Genomic DNA, 25,998 nt, shown 5'->3' with positions numbered 1-25,998 from the left:
CCCGCATGCCTTACATCACCGTCGGGACGGAGAACGCCGGCCCCATCGACCTGTACTACGAGGACCACGGCGCCGGCCGCCCGGTCGTGCTGATCCACGGCTTCCCGTTCAACGGCGCCACCTGGGAGAAGCTGTCGATCCCGCTGCTGGCGAGCGGGCACCGGGTGATCACGTACGACCGCCGCGGCTTCGGCAACTCGTCGCAGCCGTCGACCGGCTACGACTACGACACGCTCGCCGCCGACCTCGACGCGCTGATGACGAAGCTCGACCTGCGCGACGCCGTGCTCATCGGGCACTCGATGGGCACCGGGGAGGTGACCCGCTACCTCGGCACCCGTGACTCCCGGCGGGTGGCGCGGGCGGTGCTGCTGGCGCCGCTCGCGCCGTTCCTGCTCAAGACCGCCGACAATCCCGAGGGCGTGGACCGGAGCGTGTTCGACGGCTTCCAGGCCGCGATCCTGGAGGACCGCTTCGCGTACCTCACGACGTTCTGCGAGGCGTTCTTCAACTGGGACGAGAACCGGGGCACGCTGGTGAGCGAGGAGGCGTTCCGGGCGCACTGGGAGATCGGCGCGCGGGGCTCCGCGAAGGGCACCCACGACTGCGTCGCCGCCTGGCTGACCGACTTCCGCCCCGACCTGCCGCGCATCGACGTGCCGGTGCTCATCGTGCAGGGCGACCAGGACCGCGTCCTGCCCTACGCGGCGACGGGCGGGCGCCTGCAGCCGATGCTGCCCGACGCCCGCCTCATCACGCTGCGGGGTGCCCCGCACGGCATTCCGTGGACCCACCCGAGGGAGGTGGTGGCGGCGACGATGGAGTTCATCGGCGCCACCGCCATGTCGCACGCCTGAAGGGCCGTGCCGGGCCTTACCGAAGGGCCCGGCACGACCCGGTCATCAGCAGGCGCCCTGGTCCTCCCAGACGCCCCACTGGCCGGTGGTCGTCGGGTTCTCGCCCTGCGTCCACCACTTCGCGCGGTACTTGCGGCCGCTGTACTGCACGACCGTGTTGCCGCTGTACGCCGTGCCCGCGTTCCACACCGGCAGGCCCGCGCACCCGGTGCCCGTGGACGTGCTCGGCGACGTGCTCGGGCTCCTGCTCGGCGACGTGCTCGCGCTGGGCGAGGTGCTCGGGGACGTGCTCGGGCTCTTGCTCGCGCTCGGCGAGGCGGTCGGGGACGTGCCGGAGCAGACGCCCTGGTCGACCCAGACCGCGTTGGTGCCCGGGGTGTCACCCTGCGTCCACCACTGCGCCTTCCAGGTGTGGCCGTTGTGCGACACCAGGTTCCCGCCGGTGTACACCGTGCCCGCCGCCCACGCCGGCGCCGTGCAGGTGCCGGTCGACGGGTTGCCGGTGCCGGAGACGGTCGGCGACACGGTCGGCGCGGTGCCGCCGCGGCCGTAGTCGGCGGCGAGCGCGTAGGTCTGGCCGCCGATGGTGAGCGTGAAGTTCGACGGGCCCGAGATCGGCAGCTGGTAGTTGAGCGTCACCTCGGCGTAGGAGCCCGCGGCGATCGCCGGCACGTTGAGCCGCACCCGGTGGAAGTCGCCCTTGAGACCGCCGACGTTGCTGCCGGTGTGGCCGGTCGACACGGTGGTCAGCGCCCAGCCGGACTGCTGGCCGAGGTTGCCGGGCGCGGTGGTCGGGTAGTCGAACTCCAGCTGCGAGCCGGCCGGGATCGCCGCGCCGGTGTTGTTGATCAGCCGCAGCTCGGGGTTGATCGGGTAGTTGTTGTCACCCAGCGCGAACCCGCCCATCTGCACGCCGACGTTGAGCGTCTGCGTCGGCAGCGTGATGTTGGCCTTCTTCGCGCCGTACGGTGCGGCGGTCTTGAACTTGTCGTAGAGCAGGTTCGTCAGCGTGTTGCCCATGTACCACTCGTTGCGGGCCGCGTCCCACGCGTAGTCGCCGGCGAGCTCCCAGATCATGACGCCGCCGATGCCCTTGTTCACGACGTAGTCGGCCTTGGTACCGAGCGACTGGTCGTCCTCGGTGGACAGGAACACCTGCTTCTGCGCGTTCCACAGCCACGGCGCGACGAGGGCGCTGGAGTAGTTGCGGGTGTACGTGCCGGTGATGCGGTCCTCCGGGTCGGTGGCCGGGGTCAGCCCGTAGGCCTCCAGGTAGTCACCGGCCCGCCCCTCCTGCAGGTTCTTCGCGTGCCACATCGGGTTGGCGCCGGCCGGCACCTCGGCGTTGAGCTCTTCGTCGTGCCACAGGTTGTCGATGCCGACCGCGCCGTTGCCGCACGGGGTCGTCGAGCCGATGGCCCCGCCGGTGCCCGCCGGGCACTTCGTCTGGTCGGGCAGCGCCGCGCGTCCCCACAGGCCGTTGGTGCCGCCTGTCACGCCGCGCCAGCCCCGGGTGTAGTACGGGACGCCGATGTTGATCCGGCCGGACTGCATCGCGCCGCGGAAGTAGTGGTACGCCCAGTCCGTGTTCAGGTAACCGATGTTGGAGTACGCGCCGTACACGCCGCCCTGGGACAGCTCGGCGTCGTCGCCGTTGTCGTACAGCGCCGCGTTCGGGCCGACGAAGTGGTTCCACGAGCCGTGCAGGTCGTAGGACATGATGTTGACGTAGTCGAGGTACTGCAGCGCCTGGTAGGACTCCAGGCCGCGCAGCAGCCAGCCGGAGGCGGGCGCGGCGACGGTCACCATGTAGTACTTGCCGTCCGCCGCGGCGGCCGCGTCGAGCTTCTCCCGCAGCGTCTTCATCAGCAGGTGGTAGGAGGCGTTGAGCCCGGCCCGCTTCGCGTCCGCCTGGGCGAAGTCGAGCGGGTTGCCGGCCTTCGCGTTCGACGTCGGGTACTCGTAGTCGATGTCGACGCCGTCGAAGCCGTACGTGCGCAGGAACGTCACGACCGAGTCGGCGAAGGTGTTGATGCCGGCGGTGTTGATGCTGTTGTCGGCGTTGGTCGTCATCCGGTAGAAGCCGCCGGAGTCGACCCGGTCGCCGTTGTCGTTGAAGAAGCCGCCGGTCTCGGCCCAGCCGCCGACGCTGATCAGCGTCTTGACCGCCGGGTGCTGCTTCTTGAACTTGTTGAGCAGGTTGAAGTGGCCGGTGTACGAGTAGGCCGGGTCCATCTCCGCGCCGGCGACGCCGGGCCACGTCATGTTCGTCGCCGCGTTGTTCGCCGCCGTCGGCGTGCCGACCGAGATCTTGTTGGCGCCGTCGACGTGCGCGAACGCGTAGTTGATGTGGGTGATCTTGTCCCACGGGATGTCGCTGGCCAGGTACGCGGGCGCGCCGTTCTTGCCGGTCCGCCAGCTGGTGAAGTAGCCGATGATCCGGCGGCCGTGGTCGGCGCCCAGGTTCTCCCGGCCGTTGGTGTCGTAGACCTTGCAGTACGGCACGGTGACGCCCGCGGTCGGGTAGAGCCCGTCCGGGCGGCAGGCAGCGTGGTCGACCTCCGCGTTGGCGGTGGTCACGAAGAACGCCGCGGACGCGGCCACGAGGGCCGCCGTCGCGGCGGACAAGAGGTGCAGGGTGCGTCGTCGCATAGAACCCTCCGCCAACCGTTAATAAAGTTAACAGTAAAGTGTCCTAGATGTATAACGGCATCGACGAGGGTGCGCAAGAGCCAGCCTTAGCGGAGCCTTAGTACGCGACTTATTTCTTTCGATTACTGTTTGACTGCGCTGTAGAGGTTGCGCATCGCGAGGATCGAGGACCGGACCTCCTGGAGCAGCTCGGTGGTCGCCAGGGGGCGCCCCCACTCGGCCGTCGCGAGGTCGTCCATGCCGATGGTCTCGATGCCGCAGCCGTACGTGAGGCCGAGCAGCCGGACCGCGTCGCAGTGCTGGTGCCGCACGTAGGGGTCGTTGGTCACCAGCAGCACCCGGTCGGTCTCCAGGGGCCTGCTGACGTGCTCGGCCCAGCCGATCAGGGTGCAGGCGGTGCTGGCTCGCAGCGGGAGCCGGGTCGACGCGGCCGCCAGGACGTGGACGCCGCCGTCCGGCCACGTCTGGTGCCACCAGCCGTCGCCGGTCTCGGTCCTCGCCGGCTCCGGCAGGTCGAGGAACCGGCGCAGCGCGGCCGTCATCATGTCCGCCTCGGTCTCCAACTCGCCGAGGCCGAGGCGGAGGCCTTCCCGGTGCTCCCGGTCGTCGCGGTGCCGCAGGCTGCCCAGCCCGGCGACGGTCGCGGCCGTCGTGCCGCCACGGAGCAGCCTCGCCGCGAAGTCGACGCGGCCGAGGGTGACCCGGATGCCGCCGCCGAGGACGACGACGTGGTCGTAGTGCTCGTGGACGGGCTTCGGGCGGCCGCCGTTGCCGAGGGCGTGGATGAGGTCGCGGATCCGCTCGTCGTCCGCGCCGTAGCCGACGCGGGCGGTGTCGAACCGCTCCTTCGTCCCGGCCCTGAAGTCCCAGACCTTCGAGAAGTCCGCGACGTGGTCCAGCGCCTCCCGCGCCGGCGCGTCGGGCACCGCACCGCCGAACCTGGCCACGAGCTCGCGCATCTGGGGCGAGGCGACCCAGGCCTCGATCGCGGCGGACGGATCCGTCCCGCCGGGCTCGCACGGCGGCAGCGGGAACGGCTCCATGCCGGCGAAGCCTACCTTCTCCAAAGTGGACGGTCGGGAGTATGACGCGATGATCGACTGCGAGATACCGTGTCGATACGCTCACGCCCCGGAGGTGGCCCCGCATGACGACCGCAGCACTTGCCCGCGGTGCGAACACCGCGATCGACGAGACGGCGGTCACGGCCCTGGTGGCCTGGCGCGCCGGCGCGACCGTCGACGCGTGCGCGCTGCTGGTCGGCGAGGGCGGCAAGGTGCGCGGCGACGCCGACTTCGTCTTCTACAACCAGCCGCGGGACGCCACCGGCGCGGTGTCGCTCAGCGCCGACGGCCCGCGCGCGGCGACCCTCGCGGTCGACCTGGCCCGGGTCCCCGCGGACGTGGCCAGCGTCGTCATCGCGGGGTCGATGGACGACGGCACGTTCGACACCGTGCCCGGCCTCGAGGTCACCGTGAAGGGCCGCCGCGGGCAGGTCGTCGCGCGGTTCCCCGTCCGCGACGTGGAGCCGGTCACCGCGATGGTGTTCGGCGAGTTCTACCGGCGGCAGGGCAGGTGGAAATTCCGCGCCGTCGGGCAGGGCTGGTCCTCCGGCCTCGCGGGCCTGGCGACCGACTACGGCGTCTCGGTCGACGCTGATGATTCCGTCGCCGAGGCGTCGGGTGCGTTGCCGGCGGAGCGCCCGCGCCCCGACTGGTACGTCGCGCCTGACGACCCGTCGCTGCTGCGGTGGTGGAACGGCACCGAGTGGACGATGCAGACGGTTCCGCTCATCCACGACACGCCGGCGGTCTGCGGCCGGTGCGGCGGGCCGAAGTACCGCAGCTACGCCGGCATACCGTCCAACTGCCGCCGGTGCGACCCCGAGATCGCCAACGTGCTCAACGTGTGGCGGGCCAGGGCGACCCGGGTCCTCGCCGCGACCGGCACGGCCGAGCCGGCCTGGTCGGAGCTGTGGGCCGAGCTGCGCTACCACCGGGTGCGCGAGGACGCCGGCCGCGAGACGCTGCGCCCGGTCGCCCTGCACCACCTGCACCAGCTGCTGACGTTCGCGTTCGCGGACGAGGTGATCGAGCAGCACGAGATGGACGCGTTCGACGACGCGGTCCGCGCGCTCGGCGTCGTCGACCCCGCGATCAGCCAGATGCGCCGCCGGCTGCGGCGCGGCCTCGAGCTCGGGCTGATCAGCGGCGGCGACGTGCCCCGGGTCTCCTCCAGCACCCTGCACCTCGACGCGGAGGAGATCCTGCACCTGGAGGTGCCGGCGACGCGGGTACGGCAGCTGGCCAGCGGCACGAAGCGCGACAACGGCCGGCTGATCGTCACCAACACCAAGCTGCGCTTCGTCGGCGACAGCGCCGGCTCCGACCTCGTCTGGGCGAAGGTCATCGAGGCGCGCCCCGAGTACGGCACCGTCGTCGTCGCCGCGACCACCTCCCGGGGCGGCGGCACGTACGAGGTCGGCGACCCCGAGTACGTGGCCGCCGTGCTCACCGGGGTGCTGCGCGTGGCGAAACGCACCGCGGTCGCGCCGGCGCAGCGCGACTCCCGCTCCGTGTCGCCGGCGATCCGGGCCGAGGTGTGGCGCCGCGACGGCGGCGCGTGCGTGGAGTGCCAGGCCACCGAGTACCTCGAGTTCGACCACGTCATCCCGTGGAGCCGCGGCGGCGCGACCAGCGTCGGCAACCTGCAGCTGCTGTGCCGCCGCTGCAACCTCGCCAAGGGCGCCCGGATCTAGCTTCGCTGAGTCTCCAGATCCAGCCAGGTCGCGAGGTCGTCGATCTCCTTGTCGACCGCTGCCCTCGTCTCCGCGTCGAACGGCTCGTCCTCGTGGACCGCGTTGATCCGCAGGACGCGCTGCTTCCGGTCCGCGGTGGCGTCGAGCTTGCCGACGAGCCGGTCGCCGACCAGGATCGGCAGCGCGTAGTAGCCCCACCGGCGTTTCGCGGCCGGCTTGTACATCTCCAGGCCGTAGTCGAACCCGAACAGCTCCAGGGTCCGCTTCCGGTCGTGGATGAGCCGGTCGAACGGCGACAGCAGCGCGGCCCTGCCCTCGAAGGGCTCGCCCAGGCGCTCCAGCTGCGCCGGGTCGACCCGCCAGGCGCCCCTGACCCCCTCGACCACGGCCGGCTCGCCGACGTCGCCGACGCCCCACGGCTCGATCGGCACCTCGGTCGTCTTCGCCCGCGCGATGCCCAGCGCCCGCAGCCGCCGCTCGCCCCGTCGCCGGACCACCTCCTCCGCCGGCACCGGCGGGTGGTCCGGGTACACCCGCCCGGCCAGGTCCCACAGCCGGTCCCGCCCCTGCCGCCCCGCGACCGCCACCTCACCGCACGCCGCCATCAGGTCGAGCAGCCGGATGACGTTCTGGTCGTTGGTCCAGCCCGTCGACGCCCACGGCATCGCGCACGTGTCAGGGATGGCCCGCGACGGCAACGGCCCCTCCGCCGTCAGCCTGGCGAGGATGTCCTTCCGGCACGCGTCGTTGGCCCGCATCCACTCCGGGTGCCGCCGGTACTTGAACGCCCCGGGCGCGTCGTCGCGGCGCAGCGCCATCTCCGCCGTGTACAGCGCCAGGTCCTCCGCCGGCCGGACCGTCGCCGCCAGCTCGATCAGCTCCCTGCGCCGCAACGCCCCGACCAGCTCCGCGGGCGCGTACCCGCCGGCGCCGAGCCTGCTCCACGCCACGAGGTCCGCGGTCGGCGCGATGGCGGCGGTCGGGTCGATCTGCAGCAGCGCCAGGTGCCGCACCGTCTCGAGCAGCCCCGCCGGCCGCTCGCCGCCCAGCAGCTGCGCCCGCACGGCGATCCGCCGCGCCTCAACGATCGAAATCCGGTGCGTCGTCACCCTGCGAGGCTAGCCCTTCGATCTTGGCTGCCCCTCCTGGGTGACCATTCTCGTGCGGCCGCCTGTGTACCGTGAATCGACGCAGCTCCGACCGCAGGGGACACCGGTGAGCCTGAACATCACGATGGCCAGGCCGGCCCCCGACGGCACCCTCACCTTCCGCGCCGTCCCGCCCGGCGTCAACGACAGCGCCGGCGGCGAGAGCACCCGCCAGTGGCTGTACTCCTCACAGATCGTGCGCGACCTCGGCGCGGTCTACCTGCCCCGCCTCGCCGACGACTGGCTCGTCGTCCCGCCGGAGGAGACCGCCGCCTTCCTGTGCGAGTGCGCCCGGGTGCTCGCCGAACTGCCCGCGGTCACCGCCGCCACCCGCCGCACCCCAGCGATGGAAATTGATCTCCGGAGTCGTTGCTGTCCGTAGTCTACGCTGCTCCGCCTGGTGAACAGGGGCTTGCGGAAGGTGAGGGGACCGGCACGTCGGGTGGGGGCGGCGTGCCGGTCCGCAAGGGTGGTCAGCGCTTCATGCCGTGCTCGATCGCCTCGATGATGCGGGGGCGCAGCTCGGCGGCGCTGATGATGGCGTCCACGGAGCCGACGGTGACGGCGCGCTGGATGTTGTGCACGCGGTCGAACTCGGCGGCCACCTCGCCCAGCTTCTCGGCGCGGACCGCGGAGTGCACCTCGGCGAGCTGCGCGTTGAGCGCCGCCCGTTCCGCGCCGGTCGCGGCGGCGACCCGGGCCTGCAGGTCGGTGACCCGCGGGTCGGTGGCGGTGCGGTTGTTGACGTCGCCCGTGAAGACCACCGCGGCGGCCGGGGCGCCACCCAGTACCGACGCGAACGAACCCTCGAGAGCGAGCACGGTCATGTTCGGGTTGAGGGCCTTGGAGAAGACGACGAACGCGCCGCCGTGGTAGCGGGAGATGACGCAGAAGACGATCGGGCCGTCGAAGTTGACGATCGCGCGGCCGATCTCGGCGCCGTACTCCAGCTGCAGCTTGCGCATCGACTCGGGGGAGCCGTCGAAGCCGGACAGGTTGGCGAGGACGACGAGCGGGCGGTTGCCGGAGGCGGCGTTGATCGCGCGGGCGGTCTTCTTCGACGAGCGCGGGAAGAGCGTGCCGGCGGTGTACGTGTCGGGGCCGTCGGTGGGCGGGAAACCCCGCCGCGGCACGGAGCGGGACTCGATGCCGATGAGGCAGACGGGCCAGCCGCCGATGTGCACGTCCTGCACCGCGGACGTCTCCGCGTCGGCCATGCCGGCCCAGCGCTCCAGGACCGGGTGGTCCTGGTCGGACACTGCCCGCATGACGGTCCGGATGTCGAAGGGCTTCTTCCGGTCGGGGTTGTGCGTGGTGGAGAAGATCTGCCCGACCGTGGTGAAGTCACTGCCCGCGAAATTGTGCGGGAAGTCCGAAATGTCCCGATCGACAGCGTCCACGGTCGAAGCCTTACGCGGACCGGACTCACCGGGCACGACGTACGTGTGGTCGTAGTGCGCCATGAGGATGTCCCGGGCGGCCGGCAGGTGCGGCGCCCAGTACTGCGCCTGGCCGTTGGGGCCCATGACCCGGTCGTAGCCGCCGATGCCGTAGTTGTCCTCGGCGGAGACGCCGCCGGAGAAGTCCAGCGACTGCTTGCCGGTGAGGACCATCGCCGAGTCGGGGGTCATGACCAGGATGCCCTTGGTGTGCATGAGCATCGTCGCCTCGGCGTTCCAGTACGGCTGGGCGCCGACGTTGATCCCGGCGACCACGATGTTGATCTCACCGCCGGCCTGGGTGAACGTGACGATCCGCTTGAGGGCGGCCGCGACCCAGTCCATGTTCTCGGTGCCGGAGCTCATCGAGATCTTCGCGCCCGCGGACAGCGCGAACCACTCCAGAGGCACCTGCATCGAGGCGGCGAGATCGAGGGCGGCGATCACCCGGGAGCACTCGGGCTCGGCGAGGGCGCCGAGCGCCTTGGTCGGGTCGCCGAGGAGCACGACGCGGGTGATGCCCTCGGGGTGCCGGTCGGTCGGCGTGGTGACGACCCCACAGACGATCGCCGCGGTGTTGCGCCCCTTCGGCCGGTCGACCGGCACCAGGACGCCGTCGACGAGGTCGTGCTCGACGAAGGAGCCGAGCAGCGAGGTCAGCTCGTACGGGTAGACGTTGCCGCGCCGGGCCGCCTGCAGGACCTTCTGGCGGTAGTCGTCCAGGGGCCGCAGCGGCTCGGTCGACGGCTTGTCGACGGACACCTGCACGCCGTGGCCGTGGTTGAGGGTGATGCGGACCGCGACCTCGCTGAGGTCACCCGCCGAGGTGCGCTGGCGGGCGATGAACTGCACCTCCTCGAGGCCGGCACCGGCCGTCGTCGGCAGGATGCGCTGGACGAGCGCGTTGAGCTCGTCGCCGGTCAGCTCGGTCGACGGCCACACGTACATGAGGATCCGGTTGGTGTCGAACCGCTTGTTCTGCGGGCGCTGCGCCTGGATGTTGCGGATCGCGTCGAGCCCGGCGGTGATCGCGTCCTCGACGGCGGGCAGCGCGACCAGGCGGCCGTCGGCCTCGCGCAGCGGCGTCAGGTCGCGGACCTGGCCCATCGCGATGAGCCGCTCGTCGGCCGGGTTGCTGCGCGCGACCGCCTTGAACAGGTAGATCTCCTCGTCCGCGGACGGCAGGCGGGTGAGGTCGAACTCGCGCAGCCGGTGCAGCTGGAGCCGCTGCGCGATCTGCGGGTGCAGCCCGCGCAGCAGCCGGTCTTCATCGAAGCCACCGGCGGAGGGGCGGAAGGTGAAGTGGTGGTGCATGACGGCGCCGCTGGTGCCGGCCACGGTGGTGGTGATGCGCCGGACCCCGTTGGGCAGCGGCTGCTCCGTCAGCAGCTGCCGCAGCCGCACGGCCATCGCGTCCGCGTCCGGCTGATCCTCCCAGGTGACGTAGAGGTCCGCGACGAGACCGTGCTCGGCGACGCCCGCGGCCAGCTCGCCGACCGCCCCGATCGCGGCCGGCAGGGCGGCGATGTCGACGGCGGTGGTGACGACCCGGACGGTGCCGGATCCGTCGGTGCGTTCCGCGGTCACGAACCGGCAGCCGCCCGCCTCCCGCACGGTGACGCCGGACAGCGCCCGGTTGCCGTAGTACCGGCGGGTCACGACCTCCAGCAGCGCCAAGGCGTCGCGGCCGGGGCGCCCGGTCCGCTGGCCGATGAGCCGCACGAGCGGCTCGGCGCTGGCGACCATCGCCTGGATCCGCTCGGCGCGGTCGGGTGCGTCGGGGTTGCGGTCGAGGTGCTGCAGGTCGGCGCGGACCGCGGCGTAGACCTTGGCGCGGTTGCGGCGCAGCAGCGGCTGGGCGAACCAGCGGAAGACGACACCGCGGGCGAGGTCCGACACGGCGGGGAAGCGCACCTGGGTGGCCTCGACGAGGTGCTCGAGGGCCAGGCCCGCCCGCTCGTTCATCGACTCCACCGGCGGCGGGCCGGCCAGCCACTGGCGCAGCAGCTCCAGCACGACGGCGACGTCGGTGGACATCCGCTGCTGGGCGAGGAAGATGCGGAAGACCGCGGACTCCAGCTCCGGGGTGCGGTCCAGCTCGGTGACGCCGTAGTGGCCCAGCGCCTTGCGCAGCTTGGCCTGGAACCCGTCGGGGAGGCCGGCCCGGTCGACGTCGAGGCTCTGCAGGTAGCTGTGGAAGTACTCCCGCGGGCTGTGCACGGGGCTGCCCGGCTCCTCCTGGAACTCGCCGCCGGGCTTGTTGCGGCTGAGCTCCGACAGGTCGGCGAACGTGGTGAGCAGGTCGATCTCGCCCTGCAGCGGCCGCCCGCCCAGCTCGGCGCGGGCGGCGAGGTAGCGGGTCAGCAGCCGCCGCCCGTCCTGCGGGTCGACGTCGAAGCCGAGCAGCAGGCTGCACAGGTCCTGCAGGCCGCGCTCCACCCGCTCGGCCACGCTCACGCCGTCGCGCTCGGGCGGCAGCTCGATGTCCACCGTCTGGGTCTCGACGACCTCGTCGGCGGCGGCGTCGTCGGCGAGGGGCTCCAGGCGCATCAGCGGCGCGCCGGTCTCCACCTGGCTGCCGACGGACACGGGGCACTCGCGGACCCGGGCGCGGAACGGCGCGCGCAGCACCGTCTCCATCTTCATGCTCTCCAGCACGAGGATCGGCGCGCCGGCCTCGACCTCGTCGCCGACCGTGAGGGGGGTCGCGACGACCAGCGCGGGCGCGGGGGAGCGCACGACGCCGCCCTCGTCGCGGCTGACGCGGTGGGTGATGCCGTCGACCTCGACCAGGTGGACCGGGCCGTGGGTGGCGGTGACGAGCCGGAAACGGTGGCCGTTGACGACGATCCGGCCGCTGTGGGCGTCGAAGCGCTCGATCTCGACGTCGACGGGGTGCACGTCGCCGCCGCCGGAGACGCCGACCCGGTAGCGCTTCTGGCCCACGCGGGCGACGCTCACCCGGTACCCGACGCCGCGCAGCTTCAGGTCGAGGGGGCGGCCGGTCTCGTGCTGGACCTGGGGGCGCCCGCCGTGCGCGGTGGACAGCAGCCGGTGCCGGCTGATCTCCTCCTCGTCCTGGTAGGCCTCGATCGCGGCGGCGGCGAGGGCGACCGCGGAGTGGCGGTGGCTGACGAGCCGGCCCTCGGCACGGACCCGGTCGATCCAGCCGGTGTCGGCGCTGGCGTCGATGACCTCGGGCTGGTCGAGCAGGTCGAGCACGAAGCTCTTGTTCGTGGTGCCGCCCTCGATGACGACGGTCGTCTCGGCCATCGCGCGGCGCAGGCGGCCGAGGGCCTCGTCGCGGTTCCGGCCGTACGCGATGATCTTCGCGATCATGGAGTCGAAGTCGGCGGGGATGGAGTCGCCCTCGCTGACGCCGGTGTCGACGCGGATGCCGGGGCCGGCGGGCAGCACCAGGCGGGTGATGCGGCCGGGTGACGGCGCGAAGTCCCGGTCGGGGTCCTCGGCGTTGAGCCGGGCCTCGACGGCGTGCCCGAGCTCCTCCGGCTTCTGGCCCTCCAGGCGCCCGCCGCCGGCGACGTGCAGCTGCAGCTTCACCAGGTCGGTGCCGGTGGTGATCTCGGTGATCGGATGCTCGACCTGCAGCCGGGTGTTGACCTCCAGGAACGCGAACAGCCGCTCGCCGGGGTGGTACAGGAACTCGACGGTGCACGCGCCGCGGTACCCGACGGTGATCGCGAGCCGCTCGGCGGACGCCTTCAGCTCCGCGGCCTGCTCCTGCGAGAGGACCGGCGACGCGGACTCCTCGATGATCTTCTGGTTGCGCCGCTGCACGGAGCAGTCGCGCACGCCGAGCGCCCACGCGGTGCCCTGCCCGTCGGCGATGACTTGCACCTCGACGTGCCGGGCGCCGGTGACGAGGCGCTCCAGGAAGACCACGCCGGAGCCGAACGCGCGCAGCGCCTCCTGGCTGGTCCGCTCGTAGGCGTCGGTCAGGTCCTCGGCGGAGGTGACCTTGCGGATGCCGCGCCCGCCGCCGCCGGCGGTCGCCTTGAGCATCAGCGGGTAGCCGATCTGCTCGCCCGCGCGCAGCGCCTCGTCCAGTGTGGACACCGCGCCGCGGCTCCACGGCGCGACCGGCACCCCCACCTCCTCGGCCACCAGCTTCGAGCCGATCTTGTCGCCGAGCTTGCGCATCGCCTCGGCGCTCGGGCCGACGAACGTCACCCCGAGCTTCTCGCACAGCTCCGCGAACGCGGGGTCCTCGGCGACGAAGCCCCAGCCGACCCAGGCGGCGTCGGCCCGGGTCTCGACCAGGGCCCGTTCGAGGACGGCGTGGTCCAGGTACGGCCGGGCGGAGGCGGGGCCGAGCGGGTAGGCGACGTCGGCCTCCCGCACGAACGTCGCGGTGCGGTCGGCGTCGGTGTAGAGGGCGATCGTCTCGATCCGCTCCCCGGTTTCGGCCGAAAGATCCCGGACGGCGTGGATGAGCCGCATCGCGGCCTCACCACGGTTGACGATGGCGACACGACTGAACACCGGTTGAGCCTCCCAATTGCCCCACACACAGCAGGCGACGTCCGGGTCCCGGAGCGCCGCCTGCACCTGGCTACACCCTGCGTGATTACCGCCGAGTACGCCACTGTGCCGCACGACGCATCCCGCACCCCTCGCGTTGTAAGAATCCTACAAAGGACTTCCGGGTCGACGCTCGGGTGGACAGTGACCGGCATCACCCAACTATCACCTTGCGTACCCACTTCGTTCATCTCCGACACTGCGCAGTCACCCCCGGCGCCCGCGCGGCCGGCTCCGGCGCCGCGCGGTCAGCGTGTCTCCCACATCGAGGCCGAGGTGGGTGGCTCGAACTCCTCGAAGACCAGGAGGGTGCGGGTGTTCACCACGCCGGGCATGCCCTGGATGACGTCGAGGACGAGGCGGCGCAGGTCGGCGTTGTCCTTGGCGCGGACCAGGAGGATCACGTCGAACTCGCCGCCGACGAGGGCGATGTGCACGACGCCCGGCAGGGCCCGCAGGCGCTCGCCGACCACCCGCCACTCGGCCTGGCGCAGGTTGACCGTCACGTACGCCGACGTGCCCATGCCGGCGGCCACGTGATCGACGTCGGCGTGGAAGCCGCGGATGACCCCGGTGTCGCGCAGGCGCTGGACCCGGGCGTAGGCGTTCGCGCGGGAGATGTGCAGCAGCTCGGCCAGGGTGCGCATCGACATGCGGCCGTCCCGGCTGAGCTCCACGAGGATACGCCGGTCGATGTCGTCGAGCGGGGCGGCCACCTGTCTCGCCCACCTTCCTGAACGAGCCCTCAGTTTGGACGTTTGGCATCGTACGACGCCCTGAACACGAACATCTTCTCGGTTTGGCGCCGGAAGTGGAACGCGAATGGCGCGAGGCCCAGGATTGCGGCATGACGCGTGACCCGAGTCACCTGCTACCGGGCGACGAACCGGTCGCCCTCATCGACGCGCACGGCCAGGCCCTCGACCCAGGGCGCCACGCGCTTCCGGACACCGAAGCACTCGTCACGGCGCTCGGCGCGCTGCTCACCGCGCGGCGGCTCAACGACCAGGCCTACGCGCTCGTGCGGCAGGGGCGGCTCGCCGTGTACCCGTCGTCGCACGGGCAGGAGGCGTGCCAGGTCGCCGCGGCGCAGGTCCTCGACGCCGGCGACTGGCTCTTCCCCACCTACCGGGACACGGTCGCCGCGGCCGTCAAGGGCGTCGACCCCGTCGAGGCGCTCAGCCTGCTCAAGGGCGACTGGCACTGCGGGTACGACCCGTACGAGCACAACGTCGCCCCGCACGCGACGCCGCTGGCCACCCAGCTGCCGCACGCGGTCGGGGTCGCGCACGCGGCCAGGCTCCGCGGCGAGCCGACCGTCGTCATGGCGATGTGCGGCGACGGCGGCACCAGCGAGGGCGACTTCCACGAGGCGCTCAACTTCGCCGCCGTGTTCCAGGCGCCGGTGGTCTTCTTCATCCAGAACAACGGCTACGCCATCAGCGTCCCGCTGTCACGGCAGACCGCGGCGCCGTCCCTGGCGCACAAGGGGATCGGCTACGGCATCAAGGGCGAACGCGTCGACGGCAACGACATGGCCGCCCTGCTCGCCGTCCTCGGCGCCGCCGTCGAGCGGGCCCGGTCCGGCGGCGGGCCGCAGCTGGTCGAGGCGCACACGTACCGGATGCAGGCGCACACCAACGCCGACGACGCCACCCGGTACCGCGACGACGCCGAGGTCGCGGCGTGGGCCGAGCGCGACCCGATCGCCCGGCTGCGCGCGTACCTGACCGGCCAGGGGCTGATCGACGACGCGGCGATCGCGGCCTTCACCGAGGAGGCCGAGCGGGTCGCCACGCACCTGCGCGACGGCCTCAACCGGGACGTCGAGCCGGACCCCGCCGACCTGTTCGCCCACGTGTACGCGACCCCCACACCCCAGCTGCGCGAGCAGGCGGCGATGGTGGCGGACGAGCTGAGCCGCGAAGGAAGCCCCCGATGACCACAACCACGCACGAGAAGCTGTCGATGGCGCAGGCGCTCAACCGGGCCCTGCGCGACGCGCTCGAAGCAGACCCCACGGTGGTCGTGTTCGGCGAGGACGTCGGCGCGCTCGGCGGCGTCTTCCGGATCACCGACGGCATCACCGCCGACTTCGGCGAGGCACGCTGCTTCGACACGCCGCTCGCGGAGTCCGGGATCGTCGGGATGGCCGTGGGGATGGCGATGAACGGGATGCGTCCCGTCGTCGAGATGCAGTTCGACGCGTTCGCCTACCCCGCGTTCGAGCAGATCGTCAGCCACGTCGCGAAGATGCGCAACCGCACCCGCGGGCGGGTGGCGCTGCCGATGGTCATCCGCGTCCCGTACGCCGGCGGCATCGGCGGCGTCGAGCACCACTGCGACTCGTCGGAGGCCTACTACGCCCACACCCCCGGGCTGCACGTGGTCGCGCCGTCGACGCCGTCGGACGCCTACACGCTGCTGCGGGCGGCGATCGCGTCGCCGGACCCGGTCGTCTTCCTCGAGCCGAAGAAGCTCTACTGGAGCAAGGAGGAGGTCGAGCTGCCGTCCGGGGCGCCCGGCATCGGCACCGCCGTGATCCGCCGCGACGGCACCGACGCGACCCTCATCGCCTACGGGCCCGCCGTCCCCGTCGCGCTGGAGGCCGCCGAGGCCGCCGCGCAGGAGGGGCGGAGCCTGCAGGTGGTCGACCTGCGCTCGATCGTGCCGTTCGACGACGAGACCGTGTGCGCGGCGGTGCGCTCCACCGGCCGGGCCGTGGTCGTCGCCGAGGCCGCCGGGTTCGCCGGGGTCTCCGCCGAGATCGTCGCCCGGGTCACCGAACGCTGCTTCAACGCCCTGGCCGCGCCGATCCGCCGGGTCGGCGGGTTCGACATCCCATACCCGCCGCCGAAGCTGGAGCACTTCCAGCTGCCCGGCGTGGACCGGGTCCTGGACGCCGTCGACGACCTGCAGTGGGAGCAGTGATGGCGACGTTCCTGCTGCCGGACCTCGGAGAGGGGCTCACCGAGGCGGAGGTCGTGCGGTGGCTCGTCGCCGAGGGCGACACGGTGACCGTCGACCAGAGCGTCGTCGAGGTCGAGACGGCGAAGTCCGTGGTGGAGGTGCCGTCGCCGTACGCGGGCCGGGTCGAGACCCTGCACGCCCGGCCCGGCGCCACGGTCCAGGTCGGCAAGCCGCTCATCTCGATCGCCGCCGCGGAGCGCGAGCCCGTGAGCGTGGCGGCGGCCGCCAAGGAGGCCTACCGGGAGGAGGAGCGGGCCGGCTCCGGCAACGTCCTCATCGGCTACGGCACCACCGGCACCACCGGCGCCACCACAGCCGGCCGCACCCGCCGCCCGCGCGCCAACGTCCGGCCGGCCGCGCCCGCGTTCCCCGCCCCGGCGGCCCGGAAGGTGCCCCTCGTCGTCTCGCCGCTGGTGCGCAACCTGGCCCGCGCCAACGGCGTGGACCTGCGCACCGTGCAGGGGACGGGTGAGAGCGGCGTCATCACCCGCGCCGACGTGGAGCGCGCCTGCGTCACGACAGCCGCCGCCGCGTCGGTACCGGGGGAGCGCCGGATCCCGCTGAGCGGCTTCCGCCGCAGCGTGTCGGCGGCACTGAGCCGCAGCCGGGCAGAGATCCCCGAGGCGACCGTCTGGGTCGACGTCGACGCGACGAAGCTGTGGCGGCTGCGCGAGAGCGTCCCCGCCGGGCCGGGCCTGATCGCGTACGTCGCCCGGTTCGTGGTCGCGGCCCTGCGCGAGTACCCGGTGTTCAACGCCCGCCTCGACACCGTGCGCCAGGAGATCGTCGAGCTCGACCGGGTCGACCTCGGCATCGCCGTGCAGGGCGCCCGCGGCCTCGTGGTGCCCGCGGTCATGGACGCCGGCGCGATGACGACCGCCCGGCTCGACCAGGAGATCCGCGCGGTCACGGCCAGGGCGCGGGAGGGCCGTTCGACGGCGCAGGAGCTGTCGGCGGGCACGTTCACGCTCAACAACTACGGCGCGTTCCGGGTCGACGGCAGCGCGGCCATCATCAACCACCCGCAGGTCGCGATCCTCGGCCTGGGCCGGATCATCGACCGGCCGTGGGTCGTCGACGGCCAGCTGTGCGTCCGTAAGATCGCGCAGATGAGCTTCGTGTTCGACCACCGCGTGTGCGACGGCGGCACCGCCGCCGGGTTCATGCGCAGCGTCGCCGACGCCATCGAGGAGCCCGCCTCCGTCATCGCCAGGCTGTGACGGTCGTCCTGCTCGACGGGTCGCCCCTGCCGGGCGGCCCGTCCGCCGACGTCGCCCTCGGCCCGCACCTGCTGCGGGCCGGCGCGGGCCGGGAGTTCCTGCGGATCTTCTCGCCGGCGCCGACGGCCGCGTTCAGCCGGCGCGACACCCTGCGCCCGGGCTACCCGGACGCCGAGGCGGCGGTCCGCGCGGCCGGCTTCACCCCGGTGATCCGCCCGCAGGGCGGCACCCTGGCGCTCTACCACGAGGGCAGCGTCGTCGTGGACCACGTGTGCCGCACCCCGGACGCGTCCCGTGACCCCGTCGGGCGGTTCCGGCGGTTCGCGGCCATGCACGCCGCCGTCCTCACCGGCCTCGGCGCCGACGCCCGGATCGGCGCCGTCCCGGGCGAGTACTGCCCCGGCGAGTACAGCGTCAACCTCGGCGGCACGGTCAAGGTCGTCGGCTCGGCCCAGCGGGTCACCCGGGACGGGTGGCTGTTCAGCTCCGTCTTCCAGGTGACGGGCGCCGGCCTGCTCCGGGCGCCGCTGACGGCCGCGTACGCCGCGCTCGGCTACGACTTCGACCCCGCCACCGCCGGTGCCCTGGAGACCGTGACGGTCGAGGCGGTCACGGCGGCGCTGACGGACGCCTACAGCATGCTGCGGGCCTGACCCAGCGGCTGGAGCAGGTCGGTGAGGGCGGCGACGACGCCCTCCTCCACCCCGGCGGTCATCCGGGTCATCGGCACCGAGACCGAGACGGCGTCGGTCGCCGGCACCGTCAGGGGCACCGCCATCGCGAAGCACATGATGCCGTCCGCGTTCTCCTCGCGGTCGACGGCGTACCCCGTCTCGCGGACCGTGGCGAGGGCCCGGTGCAGGGCATCGCGGTCGGTGATGGTGCCGGCGGTCAGCCGCTGCAGGGGCCAGCTGAGCATCGCGTCGGCGTCGGCGTCGGCGTGCTGGGCCAGCAGCGCCTTGCCGAGGGCCGTCGCGTGCGCGGGCAGCCGGCGGCCGACGGCGCTGTAGAGGCGCAGGCGGTGGGTGGAGTCCCGCTTGGCGAGGTACACGATCTGGTCGCCCTCGATCCGGCCGAGGTGGACGGTCTCGCCGAGCCGGCGGGAGAGCTCGTCGAGGACCCCCGACATCACCGCGACGCTGTCGTCGCCGTCGAGGTAGGCGGCGCCGACCTGCAGGGCGCGCATGCCGAGCCGGAAACGGGTGCCGGTCTCGTCGGCGCGGACCCAGCCGCGGGCGGTCATGGTCCGCATGAGCCCGTGCAGGCTGCTCTTCGGGATGTCCAGCGCGCGGGCGAGGTCGACGAGCGTCCAGGCGCGCGGCTGATCCGCGAGGACCTCGAGCACGTCAAGGGTGCGCCCGGCTGACTTGACCGGCTGGAAGTCGTCCTGCACGGCGCCACTGTAGCGAACGGGCCGCGCTTGCACTATGTTCACACCCGTGACTGATGTTCATAGGAGTGAACAGCTCGCCCTGGGGCGGGTCGTGCCGGTGGTGGTCCTCGAGGACGCCCGGCACGCGGCGGCGCTCGGCGACGCCCTCGTCAAGGGCGGCCTCAAGGCCGCCGAGATCACCCTGCGCACCGCCGCCGGCCTCGACGCGATCGAGGCCATCGCCGGCCGCGACGACCTGGTCGTCGGCGCCGGCACGGTGCTCACCGCCCAGCAGGCCGAGCGGGCCATCGCCGCCGGCGCCCGGTTCGTGGTGACGCCGGGCTTCGCGCCCGCCGTCGTCGCCGCGTGCCAGGACGCCGGCGTGCTCGTCGTGCCCGGCGCCGCCACCGCCACCGAGATCCAGATGGCCCTCGACGCCGGCCTGGACATCGTGAAGTTCTTCCCGGCCCAGCAGCTCGGCGGCGCACCGATGATCAAGGCTCTCGCGGCGCCGTTCCGCGGGGTGCGGTTCATCCCCACCGGCGGCATCACCCCCGAGGTGATGCCGGACTACCTCGCCCTGCCGCAGGTCCTCGCGGTCGGCGCGAGCTGGATCGTCGCCCCCGACCTCCTGCAGGCCGGGCGCTGGGACGCGGTGGCCGAGCGGGCCGCCGCCGCGGTGGAGGCGGCGGCATGACGCTCACGCTACGCCCCAAGGACGAGTGCCGTTACGACCTTGTCTCGCTCGGCGAGGTGATGCTGCGCCTCGACCCCGGCGCCGGCCGGGTCCGCACCGCCCGCACCTTCCAGGCGTGGGAGGGCGGCGGGGAGTACAACGTCGCCCGTGGCCTGCGCCGCTGCTTCGGCCTGCGCACCGCGATCGTCACCGCGTTCGCCGACAACGAGATCGGCCGCCTCCTGGAGGACCTCATCCTGCAGGGCGGGGTCGACACGTCGTTCGTGCGCTGGGTGCCGTATGACGGGATCGGCCGCGCCACCCGCAACGGGCTCAACTTCACCGAGCGCGGCTTCGGTGTCCGCGGCGCCGTCGGCACGTCCGACCGCGGGCACACCGCCGCCAGCCAGCTGCGCCCCGAGGACGTGGACTGGGATCACCTCTTCGGCACGCTCGGGGTCCGCTGGCTGCACACCGGCGGCATCTACGCGGCGCTGTCGGAGACCGCGCCGGCCACCGTCGAGGCCGCGATGACCGCCGCGCGCCGGCACGGCACGGTCGTCTCGTACGACCTCAACTACCGCCCGTCGCTGTGGAAGGCGGTCGGTGGCAAGGCCCGCGCGCAGGAGGTGAACCGCCGCCTCGCCGGCCTCGTCGACGTGATGATCGGCAACGAGGAGGACTTCACCGCCTGCCTCGGCTTCGCCGTGCCCGACACCGACATCCACGCCGGCGCGCTCGACGCCGGCAACTTCAAGGCGATGATCAAGGAGGTCGTCGAGGAGTACCCGAACTTCGCGGTCGTCGCGACCACCCTTCGCGCCGTGCACAGCGCCACCGTCAACGACTGGGGCGCCGTCGCCTGGGCGGGCGGCGAGTTCGCCGAGGCGACCCACCGGCCGGCCCTGGAGATCCTCGACCGGGTCGGCGGCGGCGACAGCTTCGCGTCCGGGCTCATCTTCGGCCTGCTCGAGCGCGACGGCGGCATCGCCACCGCGGTCGAGTACGGCGCGGCGCACGGCGCCCTGGCCATGACCACCCCCGGCGACACCTCGATGGCGAGCCTCGCCGAGGTCGAGTCCCTGGTGCGCGGCGGCGGCGCCCGCGTCCAGCGCTGAGTGTCCCAGCGTTGGACGCCCAGGGTCGCGTGTCCAGCGCTGGGCGTCCCGCAATGCAACGGCGACCGGCACCGGCGGCGACCGGCACCGGCGGCGACCGGCACCGGCGGCGCCCGACGGCGCGGTGGCCGAACCGCAGCGTTGTTGACCCCGGCGGGCAGGCCTCGCACAGCCGCCCGCCGGGGTTTGTCATCGGTACAGGTGCCGACTCAACTGTCGCGGAGAACCCCCGGCGGCGCTGTCCGCCCGCCGGCCGTCAATCGCCGGACGGGCGGGGGTCGCCGGTGGCGCGCAGGATGTCGGCGTCGAAGGTGCGCCGCGCCCGGAGGATGATCCAGGCGCCGAGCCCCAGCGGCAGCAGCAGCACGGTGAACGCGCCGCGCAGCGAGCCGGACCCGCCGCCGCCGAGCGCGTCGGAGGCGGCCCCGACGAGGAACGGGCCGGCCGCGCCGCCGAGGGTGACGACCGCGTTGAGGACCGCGAAGCCCAGGCCGCGCCGGTGCGCGGGCACCACGTCGGCGTTGGCCGCCGTCAGGTTCGGGATCGCCGCGGAGAACCCGGCGTTGGCGAGGAAGTAGCCGGCGATCTGCACGGGCAGCACCGGCACGAGCGCGGCGACGGCGAGGCCCAGCGCGCCGATGAACAGGGCCGTGCCGGCCAGGACCATCCGCCAGCCGGGCCGCCGGCCGTGGAAGCGGTCGCCGTACCGGCCGCCGACGATCACCCCGAGGACGATGCCGACGCCGCCGACCCCGCCCGCGATCCCGGTCGCGGCCGCCTCCTCCAGGCCGAACTCCCGCTGGTAGAACGTCGGCATCCAGAAGAACAGCCCGCCGAGGCCGAAGAACATGATGGTCAGCCCCGCGACCACCGACCGCAGCGTCGGGATCCGCACGAGCTGTCGCAGCTGCCGGTGTACGGGCACCGCCGCGGACTCCGCCGGTCGTTCGACGGGTGCGACACCGGCGGCCAGCGCGCCGATACGGTCGCCGAGGCCGCGGACCGGTTCGCGGACGGTGAGGCACAGCAGCGCGATGACGGCCCCCGGCACGGCCACGAACAGGAACGCGTGCCGCCACCCGACCGCCTGCGCGAGCGAGCCGCCGACGAGCACCCCGACCGGCAGCCCGACGAAGTACCCGAGGCGCTCCAGCCCGAACGCGCGCGCCCGGCCGCCGGGCGGGAAGTAGTCCGCGAGCAGGCTCGAGGCGGGCGGGTTGTAGAGCTGCCCCGCCGCGCCGAGCAGCACCCGGATCGCGAAGAGCACCGCGTAGGACGTGGCGAGCCCGGTCCCGAGGGTCAGCACCGCCCACGTGCCGACGACGCCGGCGATGATCCAGTTGCGCCGGCCGGTGTCGGCGAGCCGGCCGGCCGGCAGCAGCAGCACCACGCCCGCGATCGCCCCCGCGGTGGGGATGGCGCCGACCGCCTTGTCGCTGAGCCCGAACTCCGCCTGGATCTGCGGCACGACCCCGGCCAGGAGGTTGTATTCGACCCGGTCGACGAACGCGACCAGGGCCACGCAGATCGCCGGCCACCACCCGAGCGGCGCGGTCCGCGCGGGCTCGACCGCCACCTCCGGCCGCCCGGCGAACGCCCGCACCAGCACAGTCCCGGCCACGGCGACCTCCTCGGTTTGGAAACAGTGTTTCCCTCAGGATCGTGGCGTCACCATATGCTCCGGGCCCGCCCCACCACAAGATCGGTCCTCGCCGTGCCCGGCGCGGTAGGGACAAAGACGGATGTTGATATGACCATGCCTTGGGTGGTCACCTGGTAGCTCGTTCACCTCCACCACCCAAGGAGGCCAGATGAGCCACCCCCGCAGGGGCACCATCCCACTCGCGATGGCCGGTGCCGTCGCGCTCGTGGTCGCCGCGATCAGCCCGGCCGGCGCCGCGCCGGCCGACGCGGTGACCGCCGAGACGTCCGCTCCCTACCTGGTGAGCGGGGTCGGCACGCTCGACCAGCGCAACCGGGTCGCCGGGACCGGCGCCGCGATCGACGGCATCGACCACGGCGTCGCGGACATCACCGCGACCCCGTCCGAGGTCGCGAAGCTGCGGCAGCTGGGCTTCACCGTCACCCGCGCGCTGCGGCCGGCGACGCCGGGCGGGCCCGCGACGATCCTCGACTTCCCGTCGGCGGACTCGATGTACCACAACTACGCGGAGATGACCGCCGAGCTCAACCAGGCCGTCGACGACCACCCGGCGATCCTGCGCAAGAGCAGTCTCGGCACGTCGTACGAGGGCCGGGACATCCCGGTCATCAAGATCTCCGACAACGTCGCGGTCGACGAGAACGAGCCGGAGGTGCTCTACACGGCGCACCAGCACGCCCGCGAGCACCTCACCGTCGAGATGGCGCTGTACCTGATCAAGCAGCTCACCGACGGCTACGGCACCGACACCCGGATCACGAACGTGGTGAACTCGCGCGAGATCTGGATCGTGCCGGACATGAACCCCGACGGCGGCGAGTACGACATCGCCACCGGCGCCTACCGGTCGTGGCGCAAGAACCGGCAGCCGAACAGCGGCAGCAGCAACGTCGGCACCGACCTGAACCGCAACTGGGGCTACAACTTCGGCTGCTGCGGCGGGTCGTCGAGCTCGACCAGCTCGGAGACCTACCGCGGGCCGTCGGCGTTCTCCGCGCCGGAGACCCAGCGGGTGCGCGACCTCGTGCTGAGCCGGCGGGTCGGCGGGGTGCAGCAGATCAAGACGCACATCGACTTCCACACCTACGGCAAGCTCGTGCTCTGGCCCTTCGGGTACACCACCTCGAACACCGCACCGGGCCTGGACGCCGACCAGGAGCTCACCTTCCGCACCCTCGGCACCCAGATGGCCGCCACCAACGGCTACACCCCGGAGCAGGCCAGCGACCTGTACATCACCGACGGCACCATCGACGACTGGCTGTGGGCCGACCAGGGCGTGTGGTCCTACACGTTCGAGATGTACCCGGGCAACTCCGGCGGCGGCGGCTTCTACCCGCCGGACGAGGTCATCGCCGCGCAGACCGCGCTCAACCGGGAGGCGAGCCTGCAGATCGCCGAGTACGCCGACTGCCCGTACCGGGTGATCGGCAAGGAGGCCCAGTACTGCGGCACCGCGCCCGGCACCACGGTCTGGTCCGACGACTTCGAGACGAACCTCGGCTGGACCACCAACCCGTCGGGCACCGACACCGCGACCACCGGCGCCTGGGAGCGCGGCGACCCGGAGGCCACCGACTCCAGCGGCCCGAAGCAGCTCGGCACCACGGTCAGCGGCAGCAACGACCTGGTGACGGCGCGCCTGGCCGGCGCCGACGCCGGGGCCAACGACGTCGACGGCGGCACGACGAGCGTGCGCTCGCCGAGCATCACGCTGCCGTCGAGCGGGACGCTGACGCTGAGCTACTCCTGGTACCTCGGCCACGGCAGCAACGCCTCGTCGGCGGACTTCTTCCGGGTCAGCGTCGTCACGGCGAGCGGCACGACCGTGCTGGCCACCGTGGCCGGCGCCGCCGCCGACCGGGACGCGTCCTGGTCGACCGGCAGCGTCAACCTCAGCGCGTACGCGGGGCAGAGCGTCCGGATCCTGTTCGAGGCGGCGGACGCGGCGACGGCAAGCCTGGTCGAGGCCGGCGTCGACAACGTCGTCATCCGGCAGTCCTGACGAAAGAAATGTGGCCGCCCGTGTCTACGGCACGGGCGGCCCGCCGCGTGTATAGGGACGTGACGTTCGAGGAGTACGCGTTCGCCCGCGCCGGGGCGCTGCTGCGCTTCGCCAGGCTGCTCACCGATGACGAGCACCGCGCCGAGGACCTGGTGCAGGACGTCCTGGCCAAGGCCTACGCCCGCTGGGGCCGCATCGCCCGCACCGACCGGCCGGACGTCTACGTGCGCCGGATGCTGGTCAACACCCACCACTCGTGGTGGCGGCGGCGCAGCAGCCGCGAGGTGACCGTCGAGGCCGTCGGCGAGCGGCCCGCGACCGGCGACGAGGCCGCCGAGGTGGCCGAGCGCGACGCGCTGTGGCGCCTGGTCCGGCAGCTGCCCAAGCGGCAGCGCACCGTCATCGTCCTGCGCTACTACGAGGACCTGGACGACGCGCGGATCGCCGAGATCCTGGACTGCTCCACCGGCACCGTGCGCACCCACGCGAAACGGGCCCTCGACACGCTGCGCGCCGCGCCGTCTGCCATCTCCACGGGAGGGTCCCGATGAACCTCGACGATCGGCTCACCACCATGCTGCGGGACCGCGCCGGCGGCGACGCCGACCCGGCGCCGATCGTCGCGCACGCCCGCCGGCGCGGGCAGCGGATCCGGTTGCGGCGCAGGGCCGGTGCCGTGGCCGCCGCGGTGGCCTGCGCCGTGCTCGTCGCGTTGGCGGCGTCGGCACCGACGAAGCCCACGCCGGACGGGCCCGCCGCGCCGGCCGTGGCGCTCGGCCTGCCGCCGGCCCCCGACGTGCCCGGCGCGCTGGAGCAGCCGGACGCGGTCGGATCCGACCCGGGCACCGTCCACTTCGCCGCCGACGACCTCGCGGCCGGCGCCGAGTACGCGACCTGGAGCACCGGCCCGGGCATCGAGAGCGTCCAGTTCCTGCGCCGCGCCACGGTCACGCTCGCCGCCACCGCCGACAAGCTCGACGCGGCCGGGTCTCAGCTGGAGTCGGCGGGGCAGCCGGGGGCCCCGGTCGGCGTGACCGTGGGCGACCGGCCGGGGACGGCGCGGGTGGACGCGGGACCCGCCGGCGGCCAGGCCCTGTGGTCCGTGCGCTGGCAGCCCGTGGGCACCCTGTGGGCGAGGCTCGACCTGTACGCCGGCAGCGGCGACGAGGCGACGGCCGCCGCGGCCCGGATCACCTTCGACACCGCGCACCGCTGTGTGGTGCCCTTCGGCATCGAGCGGTTCCCCGCCGGCGCGGACGTCCTGGGCTGCTCGCTGACGCTCGGGCGGCAGACCGGCTTCGCCGAGGGCGCCCTCACGATCGGCGACCACGACCGCTGGCTCACGGTCCGGGCCGAGCGCACCCCGCCGGGCATGGAGCACCCCACCGGCGACCTGGCCGCGGGCCCCTACCGGGTGGCCCGCGCCGGCGACGGCCTGCTGGAGATGCTCGTGCAGCCGTGCCTCGTCGACCTGTTCCTCACCGACCGCGGCAAGGGCTACACCGAGCAGGACGGCCTGCAGCTCCTGGCGGGCTACCTGCCCGTCCAGGACCTGGAGCATCCCGAGCGCTGGTGACT

At 72.9% G+C, this 25,998-nt stretch carries 19 protein-coding genes; 12 read left to right on the top strand and 7 right to left on the bottom strand.

Annotated features, from left to right (window positions below):
- The first annotated feature begins 5 nt into the window (after window positions 1–5).
- Entirely contained in the window at window positions 6–857 is an 852-nt protein-coding gene (locus tag AB0I21_RS04570; protein WP_360559061.1) for an alpha/beta hydrolase, read from the top strand.
- 45 nt (window positions 858–902) lie between these two features.
- Here the strand turns inward: AB0I21_RS04570 and AB0I21_RS04565 are convergent, their stop codons facing one another.
- Both AB0I21_RS04565 and AB0I21_RS04560 read right to left on the bottom strand, forming a co-directional pair.
- Window positions 903–3,509, bottom strand: a complete 2,607-nt coding sequence (locus tag AB0I21_RS04565) for a glycosyl hydrolase family 18 protein (RefSeq protein ID WP_360559060.1) — start codon at window positions 3,507–3,509, stop codon at window positions 903–905.
- A gap of 122 nt (window positions 3,510–3,631) precedes the next feature.
- Window positions 3,632–4,552 carry a hypothetical protein gene (locus AB0I21_RS04560; protein ID WP_360559059.1) on the bottom strand — a complete coding sequence of 307 codons (921 nt, stop codon included), beginning with the start codon at window positions 4,550–4,552 and terminating at the stop codon, window positions 3,632–3,634.
- Between the two features lie 104 nt (window positions 4,553–4,656).
- Here AB0I21_RS04560 and AB0I21_RS04555 point away from each other — a divergent pair, with 104 nt between their 5' ends.
- Window positions 4,657–6,267: a TerD family protein gene (locus tag AB0I21_RS04555; RefSeq protein ID WP_360559058.1), complete on the top strand. Its 1,611-nt coding sequence runs from the start codon at window positions 4,657–4,659 to the stop codon at window positions 6,265–6,267.
- Here AB0I21_RS04555 and AB0I21_RS04550 read toward each other — a convergent pair.
- The gene (locus tag AB0I21_RS04550) at window positions 6,264–7,376 is read right to left on the bottom strand and encodes a crosslink repair DNA glycosylase YcaQ family protein (RefSeq protein WP_360559057.1); all 1,113 of its coding nucleotides are present in this window, start codon (window positions 7,374–7,376) and stop codon (window positions 6,264–6,266) included. The two genes, AB0I21_RS04555 and AB0I21_RS04550, sit on opposite strands and share 4 nt — an antisense overlap.
- 106 nt (window positions 7,377–7,482) lie before the next feature.
- Here AB0I21_RS04550 and AB0I21_RS04545 point away from each other — a divergent pair, with 106 nt between their 5' ends.
- Complete coding sequence (locus tag AB0I21_RS04545; RefSeq protein WP_360559056.1) at window positions 7,483–7,797, top strand: hypothetical protein; 315 nt, start codon at window positions 7,483–7,485, stop codon at window positions 7,795–7,797.
- 91 nt (window positions 7,798–7,888) lie between these two features.
- Here the strand turns inward: AB0I21_RS04545 and AB0I21_RS04540 are convergent, their stop codons facing one another.
- Window positions 7,889–13,357, bottom strand: a complete 5,469-nt coding sequence (locus tag AB0I21_RS04540; RefSeq protein ID WP_360559055.1) for a biotin carboxylase N-terminal domain-containing protein — start codon at window positions 13,355–13,357, stop codon at window positions 7,889–7,891.
- 287 nt (window positions 13,358–13,644) lie between these two features.
- Window positions 13,645–14,112: an Lrp/AsnC family transcriptional regulator gene (locus tag AB0I21_RS04535; RefSeq protein WP_344501971.1), complete on the bottom strand. Its 468-nt coding sequence runs from the start codon at window positions 14,110–14,112 to the stop codon at window positions 13,645–13,647.
- 131 nt (window positions 14,113–14,243) lie between these two features.
- Between AB0I21_RS04535 and pdhA the strand changes: the two genes are divergently transcribed.
- Genes pdhA through AB0I21_RS04515 form a run of 4 tightly spaced genes read left to right on the top strand, consistent with a single transcriptional unit; the run spans window position 14,244 to window position 18,239 of the window.
- Window positions 14,244–15,338 (top strand): pyruvate dehydrogenase (acetyl-transferring) E1 component subunit alpha, encoded by a 1,095-nt coding sequence (gene pdhA / locus AB0I21_RS04530; RefSeq protein ID WP_360559054.1) that lies wholly within the window; start codon window positions 14,244–14,246, stop codon window positions 15,336–15,338.
- Window positions 15,335–16,327, top strand: coding sequence for an alpha-ketoacid dehydrogenase subunit beta (locus AB0I21_RS04525; protein ID WP_354891078.1), 993 nt, complete (start codon window positions 15,335–15,337; stop codon window positions 16,325–16,327). Before pdhA ends, AB0I21_RS04525 begins: the two co-directional genes overlap by 4 nt.
- Window positions 16,327–17,586, top strand: a complete 1,260-nt coding sequence (locus AB0I21_RS04520) for a dihydrolipoamide acetyltransferase family protein (protein ID WP_360559053.1) — start codon at window positions 16,327–16,329, stop codon at window positions 17,584–17,586. The genes AB0I21_RS04525 and AB0I21_RS04520 overlap by 1 nt, the downstream gene beginning before the upstream one ends.
- The gene (locus AB0I21_RS04515) at window positions 17,583–18,239 is read left to right on the top strand and encodes a hypothetical protein (RefSeq protein ID WP_360559052.1); all 657 of its coding nucleotides are present in this window, start codon (window positions 17,583–17,585) and stop codon (window positions 18,237–18,239) included. The genes AB0I21_RS04520 and AB0I21_RS04515 overlap by 4 nt, the downstream gene beginning before the upstream one ends.
- Here AB0I21_RS04515 and AB0I21_RS04510 read toward each other — a convergent pair.
- Window positions 18,218–18,979: an IclR family transcriptional regulator gene (locus tag AB0I21_RS04510; protein ID WP_360559051.1), complete on the bottom strand. Its 762-nt coding sequence runs from the start codon at window positions 18,977–18,979 to the stop codon at window positions 18,218–18,220. The genes AB0I21_RS04515 and AB0I21_RS04510 overlap by 22 nt on opposite strands.
- A gap of 46 nt (window positions 18,980–19,025) precedes the next feature.
- Here AB0I21_RS04510 and eda point away from each other — a divergent pair, with 46 nt between their 5' ends.
- A complete protein-coding gene (gene eda, locus AB0I21_RS04505; RefSeq protein WP_360559050.1) occupies window positions 19,026–19,655 on the top strand; it encodes a bifunctional 4-hydroxy-2-oxoglutarate aldolase/2-dehydro-3-deoxy-phosphogluconate aldolase in 630 nt (209 codons plus the stop codon).
- Window positions 19,652–20,752, top strand: coding sequence for a sugar kinase (locus tag AB0I21_RS04500; RefSeq protein WP_344501979.1), 1,101 nt, complete (start codon window positions 19,652–19,654; stop codon window positions 20,750–20,752). The genes eda and AB0I21_RS04500 overlap by 4 nt, the downstream gene beginning before the upstream one ends.
- A 256-nt stretch (window positions 20,753–21,008) precedes the next feature.
- On the opposite strand, the gene AB0I21_RS04495 is transcribed toward AB0I21_RS04500, so the two are convergent.
- Window positions 21,009–22,373: an MFS transporter gene (locus AB0I21_RS04495; protein ID WP_360559049.1), complete on the bottom strand. Its 1,365-nt coding sequence runs from the start codon at window positions 22,371–22,373 to the stop codon at window positions 21,009–21,011.
- 190 nt (window positions 22,374–22,563) lie between these two features.
- Between AB0I21_RS04495 and AB0I21_RS04490 the strand changes: the two genes are divergently transcribed.
- Genes AB0I21_RS04490 through AB0I21_RS04480 form a run of 3 tightly spaced genes read left to right on the top strand, consistent with a single transcriptional unit; the run spans window position 22,564 to window position 25,996 of the window.
- Window positions 22,564–24,420 carry a M14 family zinc carboxypeptidase gene (locus AB0I21_RS04490; RefSeq protein WP_360559048.1) on the top strand — a complete coding sequence of 619 codons (1,857 nt, stop codon included), beginning with the start codon at window positions 22,564–22,566 and terminating at the stop codon, window positions 24,418–24,420.
- A 59-nt stretch (window positions 24,421–24,479) separates the two neighbouring features.
- On the top strand, window positions 24,480–24,971 hold the full coding sequence (locus tag AB0I21_RS04485; protein ID WP_344502337.1) for a SigE family RNA polymerase sigma factor: 492 nt from the start codon (window positions 24,480–24,482) through the stop codon (window positions 24,969–24,971).
- The gene (locus AB0I21_RS04480; protein ID WP_360559047.1) at window positions 24,968–25,996 is read left to right on the top strand and encodes a hypothetical protein; all 1,029 of its coding nucleotides are present in this window, start codon (window positions 24,968–24,970) and stop codon (window positions 25,994–25,996) included. Before AB0I21_RS04485 ends, AB0I21_RS04480 begins: the two co-directional genes overlap by 4 nt.
- Window positions 25,997–25,998: the final 2 nt, after the last annotated feature.

The sequence above is a fragment of the Dactylosporangium sp. NPDC050588 genome (assembly GCF_040654975.1).
In the GTDB taxonomy this organism is placed as follows: Bacteria; Actinomycetota; Actinomycetes; order Mycobacteriales; family Micromonosporaceae; genus Dactylosporangium; species Dactylosporangium maewongense.
The sequence above is the reverse complement of the archived record's forward strand: the minus strand, read 5'-3'. Positions and strand labels throughout refer to the sequence as shown.